This is a genomic window from Salipaludibacillus aurantiacus (genome assembly GCF_900111295.1).
Lineage (GTDB): Bacteria > Bacillota > Bacilli > Bacillales > Salisediminibacteriaceae > Salipaludibacillus > Salipaludibacillus aurantiacus.
The window spans coordinates 152,874-175,791 of record NZ_FOGT01000007.1 but is presented as its reverse complement, the minus strand read 5'-3'; the positions used below and the strand labels follow the sequence as shown (position 1 = coordinate 175,791).

Below are 22,918 nucleotides of genomic sequence, written 5' to 3'. Positions count from 1 at the left end.
TGTGAAATGAATATGGCTCACCTATAGAAAAAGACTATAGGGAGCCATTTATACTTTTTTTAAACCAACTCAACAGAAATAACAAAGTGAAAGAGTTTTGAAAATGACTAAGCCAGAAAGTGAGTGGTATAAATGGTGTGGCACCTAACCCAGACGGGAGTAAACAAAGATAGTTTGCTGGAAAATGAGAGTCTATATGCATTAGGGAATGGCTATATCGGTGTCAGGGGTAACTTTGAAGAGGGCTATAAACAGGGGATGACTTCTGTCCGCGGTACGTACATAAATGCGTTTCATGATGTAACCGGAATTGAGTACGGTGAAAAACTTCATGCTTTTCCGGAAACGCAGCAGAAATTGCTTAACGTCATAGATGCGCAGACTGTCGAGATTTACATTAACGGGGAACGTTTCTCAGTTTTTGACGGAACAGTATTAAACTATGAACAGAATCTGTATTTTGATAAAGGCTACTCTGAACGCATTATAGAATGGGAATCTCCACAAGGCGCGAAAGTGAAACTGCACTTTAGAAGAGTTGTTTCATTCGTAACGAGAGAACTGTTTGCTATTAATGTGAAAATCGAGCCTCTTTCAAAGGTAAATACCATAAAAGTTTGGTCGGAATTAAACGGAGATGTCTCGAATTTTACCGATCCAAATGATCCTCGAGTGGCCTCCGGACATGCTAAAAGGTTAACCGTGGAAGAAGTGGACGGGTCCCATCAGCAAGCAGTCATCGTCAACAAAACATTAGCCTCAAATTTATCAGCAGCCTGTGTGTCGGAATCCACGTGTACCCCTGGTTACGAGTATAAGTGTGAGATAACCAGCGGACGTGTTCAGGATCACTATACTTGGGAAACAAATGAAGCCGTTGAATTTACTAAAAAGAATGTATTTACGGATACGTTAAGGCACGGAGAGGATCTGAAACAGCAAGCTTTTAAGGTTCAGAATGAGATTGGGGATAAACTATTTGAAACGCTCCTTCAAGAGCAAGAGGACTACTTAAATAATTTTTGGAATCATGCAGATGTGCAAGTAGAAGGGGATGACAAGCTTCAGGAAGGGATCCGCTTTAATCTGTTCCACCTTCTGCAGTCGGTCGGTAAAGACTCAGTCAGTAATATTGCAGCAAAAGGGTTATCTGGAGAAGGGTATGAGGGTCATTATTTCTGGGATACAGAAATTTATATGTTTCCAGTGTTCCTAATGACAAATCCAGAGTTAGCGAAAAAGCTTCTGCTCCATCGTTATTCTGTATTGGAAGCTGCTAAAGAGAGAGCAAAAGAAGTAGGGCATGCTAAAGGAGCGTTATTTTCGTGGAGAACCATCACAGGTAGCGAATGTTCAGCCTTTTTCCCGGCAGGCACTGCGCAATACCATATAAGTGCAGATATTGCTTATAGTTATATTCAATATTATCTGGTGACAGGCGATAACTCCTTTATGAAAGAGTATGGAGCGGAGGTGCTTGCGGAAACAGCGCGTCTATGGTTGGATACTGGGCATTTTCATAAAGATCAATTCCGTATCGATGATGTCACCGGACCGGATGAGTATACGTGTATTGTGAATAATAATTATTTTACAAATGCGATGGCAAAACATAATTTAAAATGGGCTGCTAAAGTAATCAATCAGAACACTGATAAAATGAGGGAATTGAACGTCACTGAAAATGAGGTTAAGGAATGGGAGGAAGCAGCAGAAATGATGTACCTCCCTTATGATGAGGAGTTAGGCATCAACGCTCAGGATGATACTTTTTTACAGAAAAAGGTGTGGGACCTGAAGAATACACCAGCTGATAAATATCCCCTATTATTAAACTATCATCCATTAACCCTCTATCGTTATCAAGTATGTAAGCAGGCAGATACTGTCCTTTCACACTTCCTGCTTGAGGATGAACAGGATATAGATACAATCAGGCGGTCTTATGATTATTATGAAAAAGTAACCACACACGATTCATCATTGTCTTACTGTGTATACAGCATTATGGCCGCAAAACTGGGTTACGATGATAAAGCCTATAATTACTTTATGGAAACGGCGAGACTTGATTTGGACAACACACATGGGAATACCAAAGATGGCCTTCATATGGCGAATATGGGAGGAACATGGCTATCCATCGTATTCGGCTTTGGAGGCGTGCGTATTAAAGAAGACGGTTTATTTTTCTCCCCGTCCTTACCAAGCCAACTCAATGGAATTAACTTTAATATGACTTATCAGGACCGGCTTATTAAAGTTATCCTCCAACCTGAACAGGTGGAGTACCGTCTGCTGGAAGGTGAACCGTTAACCATTCATCATTTTAATGAATCGGTTAAACTGGAATCGAAACTGAGGTTTGAGTTATAACGTGATGAGGAGGCTGGCATTTCTTGTGACGAATGCGGATTGAAGGGTAGCCTAGTTGGGGGAGCGCGATACGGCGTTTTCGATAAACTCTGCGGCGGTTCTGGTTGGGGTTGTGGGGCCGAGTGCCACAATTATGGTGGGGGAGTGCCTCAATTTCGGTCAGAAGTGCCACAATCGTGTATTAAAGTGCAACAATCCTGAACGGAAGTGCGACAAACCTTCTCCAAAGTGCCACAATCCCGACCGAGAGTGCCAATCCCGGCCATAAGTGCCACAAACTCGGTCGGAAGTACAACAAACCTTGTCCGGAGCACCACAATCCTGGCCAAAAGTGCAACAATCCCGCCCAAAAGCGCCACAATCCCTCTCGCAAGCAAGTATCAACTTCTAAAGTAACAGACTAGAGCCATACGGACCGTTCCGTATGGCTTATTACATAAATGAATGAAGCCCATGTGTGGTTTCGACTGCAATAGTGCAAAAACGACAAAACTGATAATTGTTTTAAAATGGTAAATAACCTATACTTATCTGTGGAGGGACTAATACTTAAGTAGGGGATGAGCGTTTGTTCTTTTTTAATAACGTTCTTAGACATATTGTTTTAGTGGCACGTTGGGTATTTCTGTTAATCCTTATTACATTTGATATTCTGACTCCATGGAGTACGCTGCTTCTTCTTATTATAAATTTAGCGATGCTGCTTCTGTTGTATAAAAGAATTGAGAACAGGTTTTGGGTTATGCTTGTCCTATTTGAGGCAGGGCTGTTAGCCTCAATGACATTTTTAACAGGGGCTTTAGAACCTTATAAAGTTCTATATTTATCGAGCACGTTGTATATCGCTTTATCTTCTTTAAGCAGTAATAAGTATACATATATATGGAGTTTTATTTTCTTTACATCAGCTATCTTCATAACGGGGCGTGTTACAGGTTTTAATGAAGAGGTATCGCCGGCGTTATTTGCAGCTTTACTTGTTCCTGTTGTGTTATACATTTTGTTACATATAATTTCCCGCAAGGCTTTCAAAGTATATAAACACTGGCGGGCTATATCGTTCTTTATATTGAATTCTCATAAGCATAAGGATCTCTCTCAATGTCAGGAGATAGCTGAGAATTTAGTGGAACAGATTTTCGCTACCGGAAAGGTTTACATATGCCGCAATGACAAAAGCAGTGATATGACCGACTGGCATCGGCACTATTTTAAACGAAGACTGTTTGATAAAGGCTTTTTCAACAGTCATGCTAAAACGTTTATTAAGCTGCCTGATCACGCAGGTAATGACAGAACATTTTATTTTTTTCCTGTGAGGAGCAAGGGGGAAGAAAGTAACAGGTTCGTCATTCTTCTCCCGGTAAGCCGGCGTCCTGTAAAAAATGCTTTTAGTGACCTTTACCTACATATGATAAGTGCCGTACTCATTAATAAACAATGTATGTCTGAAGAAATGGCACGGATTCAGGAAGCTATGAAAAAGGATCTGTCTGATAAATTAGCCAGTGACATGCACGACGGGCTTGCGCAGAAATTATTCTTCTTATCCGCTCAGACTTTTAAAACGCGTCTTCTTGTGAGAAATTCCGAGGCCCCCCATACAATTGAAGAAAACATAGATAAAGTGGAAGAAAGTATTCAGCAGTGTCACTTAGAAGTTAGAGAGTATATTGCTTATTTACGTGAGGAACATAAAAGGGAAAATGTCCTGGACGCATTGGAGAGTCTATTGAACAGACTCATGCAGCAGTCAGATATGGCGTACTCTTATACAGCGCAAGGAAAGGTGCTGAATGAATCCCTTGAAGCAGAAGAAGCTGTCTACAGAGTGACGGAGGAAATGGTCTCCAACTGTATAAAGCATTCGAAAGCTACCACTATGACTCTTCAAGTTAAAGTAAATGCTATACAATGGGTCATCAAAGTAACGGATAATGGGGTGGGCTTTAGAAAATCTCAAAAGGTAAATAAGCAGCGGAAAGATTACGCGGGAGGGACCGGACTGGAAGGCATCCGTGAACGAGCAGAGAAGTTAGGCGGAACATTTTCCATACGGGATTTAAATCGCTCAGGTACAGAAGCTGTTGTTATAATTCCAAGAGGGGGGTTAACTCATTATGCATAATATCATACTGGCTGATGATCATCAGATTGTCAGAGACGGCCTGAAAATGATCGTCGAAGCAGCACAGGATTTAACGGTAGTCGAGGAAGCATCTGATGGCGATGAGTTATTGGATAAAGCTATTGAATTAAAGCCCGATCTTATTCTATCTGATTTAAAAATGCCAGGACAATCCATTATAGAAAGCAGCCCGCGCATTATTACGGCTTCACCGCATACTAAAATCATAGTGCTGACAGCTTATGATAACAGTGAAGACATTTATAATGCCATGGATGCAGGGGTGGATGGTTATATTATGAAAGATACGCCTCCCGATAAAATTATGGCCACCATTCAGATGGTGATCGAAGGCTTTTCATGTTTTCAGCCGAAAGTATCGAGGCAGCATCCAGGGACTGCAAAAGAAAGTGAAAAGGACAAGCTTCAACTGACGCCACGGGAAGAGGAAGTCTTCCGGTGCATCGTCAATAACTTAAGCAACCATGAAATATCGCAGGAACTCTTTATTTCCGAAACCACGGTGAAAACCCATGTGAGCAGTATTCTCCGCAAAACCGGCCAGCCAAACAGATCTCAGGCTGTCGTATATGCTTTGAAAAATCGGCTGATTGACATACCGGTATAAAAGGAGGCGGAAAAAGTGATCTTTAAGAAAGAGAATACAGGGGAAAAGATATTAATCAGCCTGGCACTCTTCTTCACGCTTATTTCTGTTATAACAGTCAGTGTGCAGCTTATGGCAGGGCACAGCCTCACTTTAGTCACAATGATCGCTTATCTGCAATGTATGTTGTTTTATTGGGGCGGGTATTTGTTATATACGTTTTATATAAAAGGAAGAGAGAGTGAAGCGCACGGACATAGCTTCATCATGCTGGCTCTTTTCCTCTTGACTGTTTTTAATAATCCTTTTCACTATAGTGAGATGTGGATTAGCCTGCTGTTATTTCCTCTCCTGCTGGCCCTTCATTATAACGTAAAAATTTATTATATATGGGGAGCCCTCTTTATTATTTTTTATAAGCTGTTTTTATTATATGACACAGAATTTAACGGCATTTCATCAGCAGCGGAGTTCACAGCAGCCAATCTTGACAGGCTGGTTTATGGCATAGCCGTGCTTTTCATTGGTTTTTTCATTATACAGGGCACTGAAAAGAAACGATTAGAGGCACTTGAAGAGAATGAAAGGCAGAAACGGGTGCACCTTATGTCGCTCTTGCACGCCCTGGTTCCAGTTGTAGAAACTAAAACACAAATTACCCGGGAAGAAATAGCGAAATCCAGTGATTTGATGCTTAAAATGAGTCATTATTTTCCTGAGGAGCGTATTCAAAGGTGGGAAGTAGAGCTGTTAGCTGTTATCCATTTTGTAAGCCGTGTTCAATGGCCGGATTATTTATTTGAAAAAGAAGAGAGATTGACAGATATCGAATTCGAAGTCGTTAAACAACATTGTGTCATGGGAAGAGATATTATAGGGGAAGACGCGACGTTTTCAAGGATCCGTACAGCAGCTGAACAACATCATGAAAGGATAGATGGGAAAGGCTATCCCTATGGACTCGGCGGAGAGGAGATAGCTGTGCTATCTCAAATACTTGGAATTACTGAAGCGTACCTTGCCATGACCACTTCACGTGCCTACAGGGAGGCATTGTCCTGTGAAGAAGCCCTCGGTCAGATTAGAAACGAAAAAGGGGGAACGTTTGATTCAAACGTGGTTAATGCGTTTTTGAAAGTGATGAGTGGTAAAAGCAGCCAAACAGATGTAAAAGCAAGTTAATCATTCTAAAGAAGGATACATTTAATCCTGAAGGAGAATGCCCCAGTGCCCGCTCCTTTGATAAGCTGATTAAAAAACTTCTTGGAGGATGACACATGTATGAAAAGCACTGCAAGAAATGCAAAAGGACATCCTACAGCAGTTCGGGTCACGGGCTGTGGGCATGCCCTGGCTGCGGCAGGGATCTCAAACAGCTGCCCGTGACTTCTGGAAAGTACCACCTTAGGTTAATTAAGCTTCCTCGGAACGTGAATAAATGAAAGAAGGATGTGAGTGTCGAAGAGGACATTCAGGTCCTTCTTTTTTTGTGGGCAGTGTTAATTGGAAGTGGAAATGGAAAGTTGGACTTGCCTCCTCCTTGAGTATGAGAAAAGGAATCATCCTGGAAGCAATGTAATTCAATCTGGTGCAGGATACCTGACTTCCTGAAATCGTTTTATGATGTAGTTAACAAGTTAACCAGCCCATCTTAAAGGAGGGTAAGCATGAAAAAAATAAGCAGCTGGCTGGTAACGGTCATAATTATAGGTGCAATATTCCTTGTATGGCCTTTATTCATACTTGATGAAGACAGATCCAACCTATCATTGTTTGGCTACGAAGCATTAATTGTACTTTCTGACAGTATGGTACCGGAATTTGAGACACAGGATTTGCTGATAATTAATCAGACAAAAAATCCTGCAGTAGGAGATGTCATTACCTTTAAGCAAGGTGAAACCTTAGTCACACACAGACTTATAGGTATAAAAGATGGCCAGTTCAAAACTAAAGGTGATAATAATGACCTTGCCGACAGTTCATTAGTCGATCCGTCTGAAGTTCAGGGCGTTCACCAGATGACGATTCCAAAGTTCGGCTATGTTATTTCTTATCTTACTTCCTTAACGGGTTTTATAACTTTAATAGCAGCGCCGATTCTTATTGCAGTTATATTAGAAATCTTTAAATGGATTTTCAGAAACGATAATTCAGCCGGCTCAAAAGAAGTCATTCAAAAAACATAACAAAACAGGAGGAATTTATTATGAACAAAATTCAAAAGGGTTTAATCGGAACAGCCTTATCAGCAACTTTGGTCGCAACAGTCGGATTTGGTACTTACTCAAGTTTTAATGACAGTGAAACTACAGGCTCAGTCAATGCTGATGCACTGGAGACAGCAACAATTGACGTAGGGCTTTATGACGCAGCGGATAATCCAGTTGGGAGCGATAACACCTTCCAATTGTTTAAAGATGAGCATGGGCTTGATCTCTTACCTGGGGAAACATGGGTCGCAGAACCGTTTTTTATTAAAAATGACGGGACGCGCGCTTTCGATATTGGCTGGATGAATTCTGAATTTGACTTCGACTCCAACCTTTATGACAGAGCTAATAAAGGCTGGGGATATTCTGGAGACAGTGCAACAGAAATACTTGAACCTTTTGCGGTAACAGTAGATTATACTTTTTATGATAGTGAAGGAAATGTGACTGCTGAAGAGTCAGTTTCTGATAACTTAGCGAGTAATGACCTTCGTCAGCTGTTGGGTAAAGGCCAAAGAGGCAATAGAAACCCGTTAGATAAACACCGCACCTTCTTACCTGACGAAAAAGTTAAAATTGAAGTCTCTTTAGGACTTGATGAGAGTGCAGGAAATGAGTATCAAGCTGCTACAATGACATCTGAATTCAGAGTTAAGGTAGAGCAAAACAATGAAATTGAAAGAGAGTTAGCTGAGCAGGAGTAAGTAAACAGTATAGATAAGTGGAAAGAGAACTGGGGAGAGATCTCTGGTTCTTTTTTTAAAGGAGGAAACAAGGATGCTTTTATTAAGTAAAATGTCAGCCGTTTTAGTGATTGCTTGCGGGGTTATTTTGACGTCTGGAAACGCCGCAGCATCAGGATTTACAGGAGAAGCCTCCTTTCGGTCAAATACAATTACGACTCCGGTTACATCTGAGATATTGGAAGTTTACGTCGGAGAACCTGATTACACAGGAAATGGAGAAGTCCATTTTCAAGTTATTATAGAAAACCGGTCAGTAACCGTTGTACCTGTCTCTTTATCTCTCACGGGTGAAAACTTAAAGACTTTTGATCTTGGTCCTGGTGAAGTGCGGAATGTAGAGTTTGCATTTAACGCTTCCTACAGTGAGGCGGAAATTTTGGAGTTAGTAGGATTTCAGAAATATATTCATGAAACATACGAATTGAAGTTTGATCCTGAGCTAATAAACGGATCGTCTGCTGAAAAAGAAACAGGTACAGAAACAGAGGAATCAACCAGTTCGGACGTGAAATCCGATGAGGAAGATCATGAGAGTAATGATCAAGTTGAAAACCATAACGAACCTGAAGAAGAGTCACTCACAGATGACACAGATATTGAAAAGAACATGGAAAATAAACCGCAAGAGAAGAAGAACCCTAAAGATAAGAACGACAAGAAAGATAAAAATATGCCTGATGAAAAAAGTAAAGACTCAGAGTCAGTGAACGATAAGGAGACTGATAATGAAACCGATAAAGGAAATGATGAGGATAAAAAAGGTGGGGAAGAGAATGAGGATACTAAGGATGAAAAGAAGTTAAATAAAGAAGAGAATAAAGAGAAAAAGAAAGAGGGGAAGAAAGAGAAAAAGGATGAGGACATTATAGAGGCTGCAGCTGAGTGATAGCCAGTGATTTTTAAAATGATTGACCCGGGGATGTCTCTTGTCTTGAGTTAAGGGGGCGGGTAGCCTGCTGATAACTAAATCAGTAAGCTACCCAGCCTGCTAATTTATCAATCTAAGATGAAAATCTGCTAAGTTAGATAAACAACGACAAGATAAAAGTCCATATACATACAAACAGTACGAGGACAAAGCTATACTTCAGTGTCATTTTGGTTAATTCGGATTCTCTGCCTAACTGACGGTGGCAATAGCAATGGATTGAGGTGATACAACAATGCCAATAATGGCGCAGATCATCGCAATTGGAATGCAGAACTCTGAAACAAATTTGTTTTGCTCAGTTAGTGAGCATTTTAAGGAAAAGTTCATTTTCTGGACAAACATAAACCGTTTTCTTCTGGACCACTCATTTCCACCCCTTTTTTAAAACAGAAAAAATCCTCAAAGGTAGGCAAATATATTTTGCGTACCTTTGAGGATAACTTCAATCATCATACATTTTCTACATGCTTTCTAAATCAGCGGGCGATATTAATTCAGACAGCATTTTTTATATTTTTTGCCGCTGCCGCATGGACAAGGATCATTCCGGCCGGCTTTTTCACTAGGACCAGCCGTAGAGACGCTGTCTTTCATCAACGGAAGCGGCATTAAGTTTGGTTTCTCGGAAGACTCGGATAGTTCATGCGGGGTAAATCCGTTGTTTTCCCATAACCGTGTGTGGTTAGCCAGATCTAAAATGAGGGGAACCAGTTTGTTTACCTCTTTCTCATCTTTGAATTCAACTCCATAGATTGCAATGGTATCGAAGATCGTGTTCGTGCTGAAACCCGCGTGACAGATGGCCTGAATCTCATCGGCTAATTCATAAGCTTTTTCTTTATCTTTCTTAAAGTAACGGGATGTTAAATACGTCAGCAGTTTGTAGAATGGCGCAGTTCTTTCAAGGTACATATCATCAGTATATTTCAGCAATTCTGTCCGATTTGGGATGTAATACGGCTTGCCCTTCCGCTGAGCAAGATGATCTTCAAATTCACCGAACTCCATAATCGCTTCATGAACAAAATGGTTTTTATAGGTATGGACAAATTGCGGAGTCAGTTCGTCAGGAGGCGTGTCATACAGTTTCTCAATATCTTCTGCAGCCGCCTCACTTTCATGGTGTTTATTATAAATCTCCACGACCTTGTGTTTATGAACGAGTCCGTAGAGATGGGTTAAGGCAATCACATACTCAGTTAACCGAGCCATCATATCCCTCTTTTCTTTTAAACTTTACTTGTGTCTATTGTAACAGAGGCAGGACGGTATGGTACCAGCAAAAATGGGGATTTTGAGTGAATGTGGGCAGTGCACACGCTGGTCTTTTCGATGAAAATGAGTTGTTTAGCAGTAATTTTAGCTCATAGCATCTCCATCTAAAATAACCACTCACCTTCAATGGCAAGTGGTTTAACAGGTTTTAAAAATACTGTTTTTCAGGCTCCAAAGGGCGGGCGGAAGCAGTAGTAATACAGTTTTGCCCCCCGGCCCATCTGCCGGTGAATGACGTGGTATTTTACAGGAACATTCAAGAGCTTACCATTATAAAAGGTTATTGAAGTAGTGTCCTCATCGCTGGGTGAAGGAGTGTAGCTGGATACATTATTAAAACAGATCCAGACGCACTCCATGTTCTCAGGAGAGACTGTGGGGAAGGTTATAATTCTCTCCTTTTCGTTTAAAATAATTGGGAGTTTCTGAAAAGCTTTTAAAATTTTTGCTACAGCTCTCCGTCTTCCCTGGTAAGTTGACAAGCCGTCGATACACGTATCGTCGATAATTTGGATTGCCGTCCGCCTTACAGGGATTTCCCTGTCTGCTTCTAGTACAATGGAGTCGAAACCTAGTTGTTTTGAAGGTAAAATAGCAAGCGTCTTTGAATGTATTAAATAATTTTTGTATAATTTCTCTTTCATCATCTATTTCCTCTCAATTTAAATTATATACCGCTTACAAAATAGCAAATTCACAACTAATTCGAAAACATTGATTGACGACCACGACCTTTTTTGTCATATTACTGGAAGATTGAAGTTATAGGAAACTTTGATCTTTGTGAGAGAAGCAGACAATGTCCAACCCACATTCCTGGGCAGGAGAATCGTAGTGCGGAAGCTACTGACTCACGCCTGTGCCGGACATCACACTTCCCACATTTCCATGCGACTATTAATCAAAAAAATTATATAACAAAAGTATAAATGATACACTCTTAATTTAGAAAATATGGTTAAATTGTCATATTCTGTTCGTATTTTGCTAAAAATATAGGAAAGTAATCTTGACAATTCGTGACTTTTGTACCGATTGGAGCGGCGTTTTGTGTTCACTAAAGGGGTGTAACAGCCGCCTTGTTAGTCTTGTAAAGTGTAACCTAATTTTTGCAGATCCTTTTGGATGTTGGCAATGCTCACTCTGTACTGCTTCGTGTGGTCCCGTTTGTCAATAGGATTGGGGCGTTCATTCAGCCACCCGCCTATAACTAATTTTTTTAAATAGCGGCGCATTGTGGCCGGGGCCATATGTGTTAATGTTTCTTTCGCAAGCTCCTCCGAAGTTTTGGCAAACCAGCCTTTTGTCAGTTCCCGGCTACAACCGTCCCGGTGCTTTTCCTCCTCGATAAACTCTTCAATATCCCTTACACGCTCGGACCAGTAGATCAACTGGTTCAGAATAATAGCCGACCTGTGATCTCCAGTCAGTGCCACTAGCTCTTCTTTAATGTAAACTCGTTTAAATTTATTCATTTTTATCCCTCGCAGTTTTCAATTTATTAATTCACTAAATAAGTACAATAGTAAATCAAAAAAGGAGGAGAGGCTGTACATAAAAATTCCCACCTTTTATCTTATATCCTTAGAACAAAATCCATATTTCCCCTGCTGGTACGTGACATTTCACTGAGGGAAACGCGAAGAACGGTGATTCGCTCGATTGTAATGCAGCTTTTAAACTGAACTTACCGCGGAATAAGCGGAAGCGCGCTTCCAAGCAGGAGACATCCCTTGGAGAAAATCGAGTATCAGAAAGATGTGGAATTTGAGGAGATTTGTAAACAGTTTGAGCCTATGATTTACGGCCTGATCCGCAGGTGGAATCTGGGCAGTGATAAAGAGGATTATATTCAGACAGCTAGGATTGCGTTATATGAAGCATGGATGCGTCATGATGGTGAGCTCGGCGCATTTCCGGCTTACGCTAAAAGCTATGTATACGGCCGCATCCAGCAGTCGCTTGAGAAAAAAGAACGCTGGCAGACGAACAACGTGCCTGTGGAACCGATGCAGATGGGAGAGACTTGCCCCGGCATCGTGTTCAATGAGGAGGAGCGGGTGATTCTCTATGACTGGCTCGAACGGACTAGTCTAACGACAAGGGAAAAAGACTGGGTGCGAGAAGCACTCTTTCACGGTCATAAACCACAGGAAATCGCCGATAAATTCGGCGTCTCCGTCACCACCGTCAAAACATGGCGGAAAACCGCTCTTAAGAAATTGAGGGAAAAGAGGGAGGAGTTGTTTTAATGAGGGTTTTAACCATAGAAACTGATAAATAAATTTTTTGGCAGGTAAGCTTTGAAATTTAGTTGTTTCGGCGAAGGGGCTAAATAGAAACGTAATAATAAAAAAGGCATTCGATAAGCGGAATGCCTCTTAATTCTTTTCTTAACTATCATTTCTACGAGGAGGACTTCCTACACTTTTATACTGACCTGTACGATTCTTTCTGAAATATTTATTGCTTTCTTGATCTTTGTAAATCTTCACCCCGACAAACTCCAAAGGCGTCCATATGCGTTTGAGATTATAATATGGCATAGCTGAATCCCCTCCCCCCAGAAATATTTACACCATTAAACTTATTATATGAAAAACAGGGGACCTGGAGATGAATTATCGTTCCCGAAATAGTTACATAACCTGCGAACAAAATGATTCTTATAGGTATGGACAAATTGTGGAGTCAGTTCGTCAGGAGGTGTGTCTTATTATTTTAGTGGGATTAATTTTAAGACTTTTATATATGGAAACAGCCTTAATAAACTCAAGGTCATCGATTTAGATCGGACGTCTTATATTCGGATCGGCCTCGTTTGTAAGAAATCTTTTCACTCTCGGATCTAAACCGGCGCGGCCTTCCTGAAAAGGAATTTCCTTATTAATGATGTTTAATCTCCCTTTTTTTGAATGGGTTATTCTTTCTTCTAATCTTTTTGTGAGCTCCTCATGCGTATAGCTCATGATACACAACCTCCTTATCAAAACTGACACTGTCCGATAAACCAAAGTGTTAAATAATCAAAATGCCTGCTCTCTTAATCACAGAGCTGTACAGGATAAAAAGCCTCATTTCCTTAAATTCCCGTTTCCTTACAAGAACAACATTTTCAAGGATTATGTGTGGTGTCTTTAACGTATGGTGAAAAGTAAATTTCTTAATTCTGAGCCCTGGAGGTTCTACTTCTTTACTCCTTTGGAATGCTTCAGGAATTTCTGGAACGGTGGGAACTTTCTTTGAGGGGTGCCCTCTTAAAAAATCCTTTGCCAAGCCATAGTCGATTTTCACCACCTAGGGAAATGGGCATCCGCCTGCACATTTATATCAATATTATAAAACGAGGTTTATCCAGAAAAAAACCGGCCGCTTTGGCCGGGTTTCAAACGCTATTCGTTATCGTCTGGATCTTCTTCTTTTCCTCTTTTGTTCTGCGCTGTCTCACGCTGGGGTTCGACATCCATATCTTCTTCTTTTTTTTTCTTTATTCGGGCGGTTTTTCTGCTTCTTTAGTGTGTTTAGCCTTCCACCTCTTTCTGAGAACGAGGAATATTAATTGCTGTCATTTGTATACTGGTTGCCTGAAGAGTTTTTACCGCCTTTTTGCCCGATTTCCTGGTAAAACTCTTTATCTTTATTTTTGCTCGTTTGTTCGCCGCCTATTCTTCCAGCTTCTTCACGACTCATTGTTCCATCTGAGCTGTTGTTTTGGTTGCTTGTGCTGTTACTGCTATTGGAGTTATTAGAATTACTGCTGTTTGAACTAGTACTGCTGCTGGCCGTATATTGGTTTCCAGAAGAGTTTCTGCCGCCCTTTTCACCAATCTCTGCAAAGTGCTCACTATCATGCTGTCTGGCGTTTTCTTCTCCACCTTTTTTTGCAGCTTCTTCACGACTCATTTTTTCATTTGAGTTATTTTGACTGGATTGGTTATGTGCCATCTGAAATCTCCTCCTTAAAGTTATTAAAGCATTTTAAAGCTTATGGTAATTTCCTTTGCCAACTTGCCCTCCTTACCAAACCTTTTTTACACAAATAATTTATTTTAGGAATTGCTGTCTACTACGTTTTTAGTAGGTCCAAATATAATATTTTTATATGAAAACACGCTGCCACTCGTGGTTAAGTAAAAAAGAATCCCTCATTTTTTATAAAGGGTTCCTCGTCAATCTGAGCACCTGATTATTCAGGTGCTTCTTCCAATGTAAAATGGTTGTGATTTTATTTTTATTAGTAATTGTTACATCAATATATAATACATACTTATTTTTTTTCTCTACAAAAAACATAGATTTATTCTATTTAATAGTCCCGGATAAACAGATGATCATAAAATTAATTTCAATAAATAAAAGGAATTTAAATAAGTTTTCAGAGTTTTAGAAGACATACAATTACAGGTGATTAGGTAATTAGTTTCTCTTAATTTTCTAATTGAGTGGAGTTTGTATTAATAAACGTTGGTTAGGGTGACAAATTTACCCATCATATTATATTTACTTTATATTTTTTCGACGCCTTTTGATGACCATTAGTGCAGAAGATTGGTTTTATATAAACAGAAAGGTAAATTTATGTAAAAAAAGAAGAGTTTAAGTGGTTCTTCTAAAGAGCTAATTTTATCTGAAGGAGGAAAACCTATTTAAGTTCTAATCCATTATACGAGGAGGAATAAGAAATGAAAAAAGTTTTATCATCTCTTTTAAGCGTATCCTTATTAGTATCAATGACAGGAATGAATGTCTCTTCCGCAGAGGCGGGGGCCCATTCTGAAGACGTTGAAAATGTTATTTTCCTGATACCAGATGGCTTTTCAGCGTCTTATGCGACAAATTACCGGCATTATAAAGGAGAAGAGACAATTTTTGATGAATTGTTAGTAGGTTTAATGCAGACTACTTCGGCTGACAATGAAGTAACAGATTCTGCAGCTGCAGGTACAGCTATGGCTACTGGGGTAAAAACTAATAATGATATGATGGGTATTGATCCTGATGGAAATGAACTTCAATCTATTTTAAAAGCTTCCACTCAGCATGGAAAGTCATCTGGTTTAGTCGCTACTTCTACGATCAGCCATGCGACTCCAGGAGCGTTTGCAGCCAGTGTGCCCACTCGGGCTAATCAAGCCGACATTGCGGCTCAGTTTATCGGGGAAGTAGACGTTCTCCTTGGAGGAGGTAAAGATTATTTTCTGCCTGAAGAGGAGGGCGGCGAAGCCAATTCCCATTTACTTAATGAAGCAATTGAATTGGGGTATGAATTTATAGAAAACCGCGATGAGTTATTAAATAGTGAAAATAATGATAAACTTCTTGGTTTGTTTGCGGATGATGCGATGGCTCCCGAGCTTGACAGAGGAGAAACAGACGAACCAAGTCTTGCAGAGATGACTGACGCGGCCATTCAATCGTTAAGTTTGAATGAGGACGGATTCTTTTTAATGGTGGAAGGAAGCCAGATTGACTGGGCAGGCCATGAACATGATTCTGCCTGGGCAATGACAGATACGGAAGCTTTTGAAAAAGCTGTCGAAACTGCTGTTGATTTTGCAAAAGAGGATGGAAATACACTTGTCGTTATCGCTGGTGACCACGATACAGGCGGAATGTCGGTAGGCGGGTATGATGAGTATAATCTAAATATAGACATTTTACATGATGTGACAGCTACTGGATCTTATATGGCAGACCAGTTAAATGAGAACAGAGATAACGTAGCAAAAGTGGTTCAAAATTATGCTGGCATTGATCTTACTGACGAAGAAATAACACTAATTCAGGAATCTGAAGAAGCACACATAGCAATAAACCAGGTGATCAGTGAGCGTGCTTATATAGGTTATTCAAGCGATGCCCATACGGGAGTAGACGTCCCGTTGTATGCCTATGGCCCTCACTCAGAAAAATTCAATGGTTTCCTGGATAACACAGAAGTTCCATTCTTAATGGCTGAAGCGATGGGTATTGATTTTGATCCATATGATGCATCAGTAAGTTCTCAGGAAGAGGCTGAAGGCGGTGCATTGCCGGATACAGCGACCTCTAATCCTGCATTTGCACTTGCCGGTTTGTTAGTAGCCTTTATGTCAGGCGGAATATTAATTTACTTACGTAAAACAAGAAGATTATATGAAGCCTAACTAAAGAAAAGAGCATCCTGGCAGTTGAAGCAGGATGCTCTTTTTATATCTTTGCGTTTGTTTCAATTTTGTTTTTATTTCGTATTCTTGAAAAGCAGTAATGTTTAAACCTTCAATTACAGAAAAAAGAGGATATGTAGCAAGAGCGTATTGTTTTCAATTTAAATGCTGAATGAGATTGTTCAAGAATTAAATTATTCAATATAAGAATTTAGATTCTCTTTTACATATTGTTCAATTGTTTCACGGGGAGGATTATCTCCCTCAACCTCACCAATTTAAGTGGAAAACTTCCCGATCTATCGCCTATAAATCTTTATCGTATTTATCCCATTATTTTCTCATATACCCTAGGCTTACCTTTAAACCATCTCTTATACGATTTTGGAATTCTACGTTAACTGCATCTTTTAAAGCCTTACGAAAAGTTGAGATGGTATTTAGTCTTTCATTTAACTTTCCGTGATAATGGTTAAATTAGGATCAATATCAATTTTTTGTATTATAAATTATGGAGCCGTTATTTTTATGGTATAATTTTTACCGGAAATTAAGTAAGGAATTTTTGCAAAGGGTTTCAAATTTATTTTTGGCAAAAGCAATAAAGAAAGTAATTTCTAATTTGTTGGATAATGGTTTTTTAGCTCCAATGTGAATAGGAGGGACTAAATCCTGTTTGTTAAAAGGGCTTTTTTGCAAAGTTATCAATTCAAATTGATTCTCATCTATAGATGTTGTTTATTACTTAAAGGTAAAACTATTAATAAAAACTAGCGCTGTGAGCGCCTATATTTGGTCATCTAGAAAAGGAGTATTGATTATGAAATGTATGTGGTTATTGAGTATTGTCGCGGCAGCAGGGGTGATGGCCGGTTGCCAAACGAGTGAAGAACAATCAAACGCAGAGGAATCAATCGAAAATGAAGAAGTTCAAGAAGAAGGTATAGTAGAAGTTGAAAACACGTTTACTACATATGAATTTTCCTCAGGAATGGCTATTGATGTTATCGATGGAGAAAATGTTAGTATGGAGGAATTTCATGGACAAGATCCGACTTCTGAATCTGCAGGGGCGAGGCTGATATCCGATACCTCATTTAAAGGGTGTGAAGATCAGCATAACACCCGACTTCAGCTTCCTTTAAAACGAGTTGGGGGAGAGCGTGAGGAATGGGTTATACCTGAAGACTGTTATCAAGATATCGTTGCCCATGAGTACGGAGAATTTGAATTTGATATCTTTAAATATATTGGACGGGATGAGACACCAAAAGATATAGAAGAGGTGAAGGAGACGAATCTTGTTATTGCCGAAAGTTCCAACACCGCTGAAGGAGAGCCATTTACAGTTACAGAAGTTGATCTGGAAAATCACCCTAGGTTAGATGAAGTTTTTGATTATTACTTTACAGTAGAAGGAACTTATGGTGAAGAAGGACCCCAAAATGATTGGCTTACAGGACGTGAATATGTTCTTCATCGTTTAGTGAAAGTCGAGGATCATATTCAGTATTCTGTTCGAATTGAGTACCCAAAAGATAAAGCAGATGATGAAAAAGTAGAAACGTTATTCCACATGGCATCTACCCTACAATATTAAAAACAATAGGCAGTACAAAAAGGGCAGAATCCTTCCTGCCCTTTTTGTACGTTACTTCTTTTAATTAATCATTTATTTCAAAGTAAAAACCAACGCCCACTGGACCGAAGCCTAAGAAACCTCTTGCTCCTTTTCGAATACGCAGATCCCAACCTAGAGATCCAAGGGCCAATTCACCACCACCAGTAAACGAAATACCTCCAATTTCAATTTCCTTGCTTGCATCAAACTTTTGTAAGGATACCCGTGCCGTAGAATGAATGCCATAGTTGTTAATATTAAAATTCAAGTTCCCAGTTGCCATCTGCATTTTTGTATTAATAAATTCATCGTATCATCCTTAATAAAGGAGGTGTTTAAGAAAAACATAACAAGCTTTTCAAAAGGAAAAAGGAATCCAATATATGAAGCCTTTTTGATATATCTATTGATACATACTCCATATGGAGCCGTTAATTTATGGTATGATTTTTCCAGAAATTAATGGATGTTTGCAAAGGGGTGAATTTGCTTTTTGCAAAGTCCACAAGGATGGTAAACTTTTATTTTTCGGGTACTAGTTTTTTATTAATACGCATTACGATAATGACACATAAAGGAGCAAAAGCAGGATGAAACGATTTTCCATAATAGCTGCTGTGGGAGTATTTACTTTAATTACCGCTGCCTGCACACAGACAGCAGAACAAAACGAATCAAGTGGCAGCGAACCTGTGGAACAGGTTGAGACCGGCGACAATGAACAGGAACAGGGTGGGAGTCACGAAGCACTTACGAACAAAAGTAAAGGGGATATTCTTCTACAGGAGTACACGGTACTTCAGGGAGCAAACCTCAACGAAGTGCAGACATCTGGTTCTGTGGATGTGACATTACATGATTTTTACATAGTAAAAAGCACTAAGACTCAAGGTGACCATTACGGACTGGCCTATGTTTATGTGAAAAATACCGGAGAGGAATCAGTTATCCTGGACTTCTCTGCAGGGTTTGTACCAGACACAGAGAGTCGCCTCCTTTTTAACGATCAGGATATTGCACAGGAATACAAGACACACGCCATCAGTCCGCATTTAACGAAAAATGAAGATCAGTCTGCACTTCTGTGGTTTCCTTTAAATGAAACTAATCCAGACACACTGACTCTGGTCATCAGTGGCCCTTACCTGTTTCCACTTGAGGAAGACTCTGGAAGCATAAATGTAGAGGATATGGAGGCACTTTCAGAAGAGGATAAGATAAGCGAGGATATCCTATTTGAGATTTCCTTGTAATATTTAAAAGGCTGGACCTTGATCAGCCTTTTTTATAAAGTATCCCTAGAAGCGAGGGCAGGCATCGATTTCAATCAACCGGAAAACAAACTCTTTCTTGGTTATGCCATACCTGCCAAATCAGATTTATCTAAATAATGTTGTGCCATTAGGCTTAAGACAGGTTTTGGCCGCAGGCGAACTTTTCAAAAACTTCTGTGTTATATTCTTCCATTTAAGGTTGCTTTCATTACTTAACTAAAAAGAGGATATTTTAATTAAATGATGAAGTAGTTAAGGGTGAACGATTGGTTGAAAAATAAGGGAGAGGAAATAGAGGAGAGTGGCGAACGTGGAAGGGATAAATACGATTTTTATTGCCGGTCATGCAAGGCTGCCGCAGGGGATGGCCGCTAAAAGCATGTTCGAAACGCTGACAGTGACAGCAGAAGTGGATCGCAAATACGGAGTAATAATTGACGCGTCATGTACACTGGCCACTGAACATGGCCGTGAATTTATCGGCCACTTACTAAAAGGGTTCAGTGTGAAAGATGATGTAGAAAAAATGACACAGGTGATTCAGGAACATTATCGCGGAAAAGCCACAAACGCCCTCACGGCGGCTATTAAAGATTTAGAGGTCCAGTATAAGGGGATTTAGAATCTGGAGGGGGCAATTGAGTTGCTAGCTGTCTGAAGTAAGAGGCGACATTTAGATATGGCGGAAGAACTGAAAATGAAAGTGTGTAAAGGCATTCAGGCTGGTGGCCTGAATGCCTTTGTTATTGGAGATATTTGAGGGGGGCGTCGGGTATTTAATGCACTCGGTGAATTATTTGATGCAGTTGCGGGGAAATTTGATGCACTCCGCAAAATATTTGACGCACTTCCCCGATTCCGTGCCCTCCACTTAAGAACCCAACAATCGATTGTGGCACTTTTCTCGGGGATTGTTGCGGATTGGCCATTGATTGTGACAGTTTTTGTCGGGATTGTTGCACATTTCGGAGGGATTGTGGCACTCCACCGACTTATTGTGACATTTCCCTTTTATCAGGCGAAATTCTACTAGGCGGCCTTCTTCGAGCAAGGCCGCCCTTTCTGGTGGTTACGTCACTCGACAGATCTAATAATAGTAAACGGCCTCCTCCTCCTTTTCCCCTATAAAGCCTTCTAAAAATATGTTAACATGGGAGAACTTAACTAAGGCTTAATGCTGGGAGGTGGGGATGTTATGGGAAAAAAAGTAAAGTCTGTTTCTTTCAATACAGAAGACCCTACAGAGGCAGATATGTACGAATATGCTAAACAATATAAATACTTTTCAACGTATATGAAACGCCTTCTTTACAAAGACATGATGGAATATAAGAACGAAAAGCAAAGGAAAGAGTAGCTGAGTCAAAGTTGCTCTTTTTTTTTAATTAATTTAAAGTCTCCCTCTTTTCTATCCGGTCCCAAAACAAACAAATAATCTGAATTTTTTTAACACAGGGGTTGTAAAACGCTTTCATTTATATTACACTCTTACTAAATCGATTTACTAAATCGGTTTGGTAATCCTGAATACTCATTTTCCACTAATAAGTAAATTTAAAAATATGGAGTAGATGACTATGAAGTCTGTAACGATTGCTGATGTAGCTAAACATTCGAAGGTGTCGAAGAGTACGGTGTCCCAGTATTTGAATCAAAGATATGAATATATGGGTGAGGAAACGAAAGCGCGTATACAAGACGCTATTAAACAGTTGGGGTACCGTCCGAATATTGTGGCGCGGAGCTTGAAGCAGAAATCCACAACCACAATTGGAGTGATCGTCGCGAATATCCTTCATGCTTTTTCCACACAAGTGATCAGGGCGATTGAGGATGTGTGCCACGATTATGATTTCCACACGATTGTCTGTAATGCGGATGATGATCCTGAAAAAGAGAAGAAGTATATCGAGATGCTTCATGCTAAGCAAGTTGACGGGATTATTCTTTTCCCTACAGGCGGTAATATTGAACTTTTACGAACGATGAAAGATAATCACTTTCCGTTAGTGCTGATGGACCGCCTCATCGATAACGTGGAACTGCCTTCAGTCTTGCTGGATAACGAGAAAGCGTCTTCTCTTGCGGTTGAGCACTTTGTCGAGAAGGGATACAGCCGTTTAGGGATTATGACAACATCAATCATTCCAAATGTCACACCGAGGATTAAGCGTGTGGAAGGGTTTAAAAAAACGCTCAAACAGCTGAACCTCCCTGTGAATGATAACTATATTAAAAGCTTGGATCTTAAACATTTTGAACAAGCGCTTGAGGACATGCTGTCACTTGAAGAACCGCCTGAAGCCATTTTGGCCGGTAATGACCTGGCACTCATGGAAATGCTCACATTTATTAAAAAGAAAAAGCTGCGAATTCCGGAAGACGTGGCTCTGATCGGTATTGATGAAGTCTCATTTGCCAGTTTCTATAACCCGTCACTGACTACTGTGGCACAGCCGGCATTTAAGATGGGAAAAAAAGCCGCGGAACTGCTGCTTAATAAAATACAGAAAAAAGACAAAGACGAGCCTGGGAAAATCTATGAGTTTCAGCCGAAACTGATCGAACGGGAGTCCTGCTGACAGCCGGCTCTTAACAGTAATTACTTTTACTATAACTTTTTGGAGAAAAACGGAGGGCGATACGCGTGAGAGATGTGATAACAATTGGGGATGCGATGATCACATTCAATCCAACAATTAAAGGACCAATGAAATATGTGAGTACATTTGAAAGAAAAGTAGGGGGAGCAGAATTAAACTTTGCTATTGGCTGTGCCAGGCTCGGCTTAAATATGGGATGGATCAGCCGATTGGGAAATGATGAGTTCGGTAAATATATTTATAATTTTGTCCGGGGAGAAGGCGTGGATGTATCAGAAGTAAGGCTGGAAGACAATTACCCTACGTCTTTGAATTTTAAGGAGATTATGGAAGATGGCAGCGGACGAACTTTCTATTATAGAGACAATACGCCGACGAAGGTGCTGACGGAAGAGTCGCTCACTGAAGACTACTTTAAGAACTCCAAGCTTCTTCATATTACCGGAGTGTTTACTGCGATAGATCCGGCTAAAAATATCGGTGTGATTAAAAAGGCCATCTCTCTTGCGAAAAAACATAATCTATTAATCTCCATGGATCCAAATATTCGGTTGAAATTATGGACGAAGGAAGAAGCGGGAAAAGCACTGGCGGAACTGTTGCCTGATGTGGATATTCTGCTGACTGGAGTCGACGAAGCGGAGATCCTGCTGGGAACGGCGGAGGTGGATGAAATTATTGCAAAGTGTAAGGAGCTGCACATTAAATACGTCGCGGTAAAACGGGGAAGCGATGGGGCAGTCGGCTACCACGATGGACAAACCCTTAATATGCCTCCTGTCAAACCGAAAAAAGTCGTTGATACGGTTGGGGCAGGCGATGGCTTTAATGCGGGGTTTATCTACGGGATCTTGCATAACTGGACGCTTGAAAAAAGTTTAACCTTTGCTAATACAATTGGCTCAATGGTTGTTAGCGTGTCAGGAGATAACGAGGGACTGCCGTACTTGGAAGATGTCCTGGTAGAAACAGGTGAAAAACAATTTATTGAAAGGTAA

At 40.2% G+C, this 22,918-nt stretch carries 21 protein-coding genes and 2 pseudogenes; 15 read left to right on the top strand and 8 right to left on the bottom strand.

Going from position 1 to position 22,918, the window contains the following annotated elements; all coding sequences use genetic code 11:
* Positions 1-132: 132 nt before the first annotated feature.
* The 7 genes from BMW59_RS10730 (at position 133) to BMW59_RS10700 (ending at position 8,956) form a co-directional block, all read left to right on the top strand.
* Entirely contained in the window at positions 133-2,376 is a 2,244-nt protein-coding gene (locus BMW59_RS10730; RefSeq protein ID WP_093051537.1) for a glycoside hydrolase family 65 protein, read from the top strand.
* Between the two features lie 568 nt (positions 2,377-2,944).
* A complete protein-coding gene (locus BMW59_RS10725; RefSeq protein WP_093051534.1) occupies positions 2,945-4,504 on the top strand; it encodes a sensor histidine kinase in 1,560 nt (519 codons plus the stop codon).
* Entirely contained in the window at positions 4,497-5,132 is a 636-nt protein-coding gene (locus tag BMW59_RS10720) for a response regulator (protein WP_093051531.1), read from the top strand. The genes BMW59_RS10725 and BMW59_RS10720 overlap by 8 nt, the downstream gene beginning before the upstream one ends.
* Positions 5,133-5,147: 15 nt before the next feature.
* Positions 5,148-6,293 (top strand): HD-GYP domain-containing protein, encoded by a 1,146-nt coding sequence (locus tag BMW59_RS10715; RefSeq protein ID WP_093051528.1) that lies wholly within the window; start codon positions 5,148-5,150, stop codon positions 6,291-6,293.
* Between the two features lie 485 nt (positions 6,294-6,778).
* On the top strand, positions 6,779-7,300 hold the full coding sequence (locus BMW59_RS10710) for a signal peptidase I (protein ID WP_093051525.1): 522 nt from the start codon (positions 6,779-6,781) through the stop codon (positions 7,298-7,300).
* A 20-nt stretch (positions 7,301-7,320) separates the two neighbouring features.
* A complete protein-coding gene (locus tag BMW59_RS10705; protein WP_093051522.1) occupies positions 7,321-8,028 on the top strand; it encodes a hypothetical protein in 708 nt (235 codons plus the stop codon).
* 73 nt (positions 8,029-8,101) lie between these two features.
* Positions 8,102-8,956 carry a hypothetical protein gene (locus BMW59_RS10700; RefSeq protein ID WP_093051519.1) on the top strand — a complete coding sequence of 285 codons (855 nt, stop codon included), beginning with the start codon at positions 8,102-8,104 and terminating at the stop codon, positions 8,954-8,956.
* Between the two features lie 136 nt (positions 8,957-9,092).
* Here BMW59_RS10700 and BMW59_RS22425 read toward each other — a convergent pair.
* From BMW59_RS22425 to BMW59_RS10685, 4 genes and pseudogenes are all read right to left on the bottom strand, one after another.
* Positions 9,093-9,229: pseudogene (locus tag BMW59_RS22425) on the bottom strand (L-lactate permease); the annotation flags it as partial.
* Between the two features lie 261 nt (positions 9,230-9,490).
* Positions 9,491-10,213 carry a YecA family protein gene (locus BMW59_RS10695; RefSeq protein ID WP_245733065.1) on the bottom strand — a complete coding sequence of 241 codons (723 nt, stop codon included), beginning with the start codon at positions 10,211-10,213 and terminating at the stop codon, positions 9,491-9,493.
* A gap of 227 nt (positions 10,214-10,440) precedes the next feature.
* Complete coding sequence (locus BMW59_RS10690) at positions 10,441-10,920, bottom strand: competence protein ComK (protein ID WP_177174292.1); 480 nt, start codon at positions 10,918-10,920, stop codon at positions 10,441-10,443.
* Positions 10,921-11,358: 438 nt separating this feature from the next.
* A complete protein-coding gene (locus BMW59_RS10685; RefSeq protein WP_093051514.1) occupies positions 11,359-11,751 on the bottom strand; it encodes a hypothetical protein in 393 nt (130 codons plus the stop codon).
* A 258-nt stretch (positions 11,752-12,009) separates the two neighbouring features.
* Between BMW59_RS10685 and BMW59_RS10680 the strand changes: the two genes are divergently transcribed.
* Complete coding sequence (locus tag BMW59_RS10680; RefSeq protein WP_093051511.1) at positions 12,010-12,528, top strand: sigma-70 family RNA polymerase sigma factor; 519 nt, start codon at positions 12,010-12,012, stop codon at positions 12,526-12,528.
* 534 nt (positions 12,529-13,062) lie between these two features.
* Here the strand turns inward: BMW59_RS10680 and BMW59_RS10675 are convergent.
* The 3 genes and pseudogenes from BMW59_RS10675 to BMW59_RS22420 all read right to left on the bottom strand — a co-directional run.
* The gene (locus BMW59_RS10675) at positions 13,063-13,245 is read right to left on the bottom strand and encodes a hypothetical protein (RefSeq protein ID WP_093051508.1); all 183 of its coding nucleotides are present in this window, start codon (positions 13,243-13,245) and stop codon (positions 13,063-13,065) included.
* Positions 13,246-13,294: 49 nt separating this feature from the next.
* Positions 13,295-13,570 (bottom strand): hypothetical protein, encoded by a 276-nt coding sequence (locus BMW59_RS10670; RefSeq protein ID WP_177174291.1) that lies wholly within the window; start codon positions 13,568-13,570, stop codon positions 13,295-13,297.
* A 285-nt stretch (positions 13,571-13,855) separates the two neighbouring features.
* Positions 13,856-13,966 (bottom strand): annotated as a pseudogene (locus BMW59_RS22420) (KGG domain-containing protein); the annotation flags it as partial.
* 992 nt (positions 13,967-14,958) lie between these two features.
* Between BMW59_RS22420 and BMW59_RS10660 the strand changes: the two are divergent.
* Together BMW59_RS10660 and BMW59_RS10655 are read left to right on the top strand one after the other, a co-directional pair.
* On the top strand, positions 14,959-16,422 hold the full coding sequence (locus tag BMW59_RS10660) for an alkaline phosphatase (RefSeq protein WP_093051499.1): 1,464 nt from the start codon (positions 14,959-14,961) through the stop codon (positions 16,420-16,422).
* Between the two features lie 820 nt (positions 16,423-17,242).
* Positions 17,243-18,022 (top strand): hypothetical protein, encoded by a 780-nt coding sequence (locus BMW59_RS10655; protein ID WP_093051496.1) that lies wholly within the window; start codon positions 17,243-17,245, stop codon positions 18,020-18,022.
* A 64-nt stretch (positions 18,023-18,086) separates the two neighbouring features.
* Here BMW59_RS10655 and BMW59_RS10650 read toward each other — a convergent pair whose 3' ends face one another.
* Positions 18,087-18,326: a hypothetical protein gene (locus BMW59_RS10650; protein ID WP_177174290.1), complete on the bottom strand. Its 240-nt coding sequence runs from the start codon at positions 18,324-18,326 to the stop codon at positions 18,087-18,089.
* A 307-nt stretch (positions 18,327-18,633) separates the two neighbouring features.
* On the opposite strand from BMW59_RS10650, the gene BMW59_RS10645 reads away from it, so the two are divergent.
* The 5 genes from BMW59_RS10645 (at position 18,634) to BMW59_RS10625 (ending at position 22,918) form a co-directional block, all read left to right on the top strand.
* Positions 18,634-19,296 (top strand): hypothetical protein, encoded by a 663-nt coding sequence (locus BMW59_RS10645; protein WP_093051490.1) that lies wholly within the window; start codon positions 18,634-18,636, stop codon positions 19,294-19,296.
* 331 nt (positions 19,297-19,627) lie between these two features.
* Entirely contained in the window at positions 19,628-19,939 is a 312-nt protein-coding gene (locus BMW59_RS10640; RefSeq protein WP_093051486.1) for a DUF3870 domain-containing protein, read from the top strand.
* Between the two features lie 573 nt (positions 19,940-20,512).
* The gene (locus BMW59_RS10635; RefSeq protein WP_245733064.1) at positions 20,513-20,674 is read left to right on the top strand and encodes a hypothetical protein; all 162 of its coding nucleotides are present in this window, start codon (positions 20,513-20,515) and stop codon (positions 20,672-20,674) included.
* Between the two features lie 220 nt (positions 20,675-20,894).
* A complete protein-coding gene (locus BMW59_RS10630; protein ID WP_093051480.1) occupies positions 20,895-21,899 on the top strand; it encodes a LacI family DNA-binding transcriptional regulator in 1,005 nt (334 codons plus the stop codon).
* A gap of 65 nt (positions 21,900-21,964) precedes the next feature.
* Positions 21,965-22,918 carry a sugar kinase gene (locus BMW59_RS10625; protein ID WP_093051477.1) on the top strand — a complete coding sequence of 318 codons (954 nt, stop codon included), beginning with the start codon at positions 21,965-21,967 and terminating at the stop codon, positions 22,916-22,918.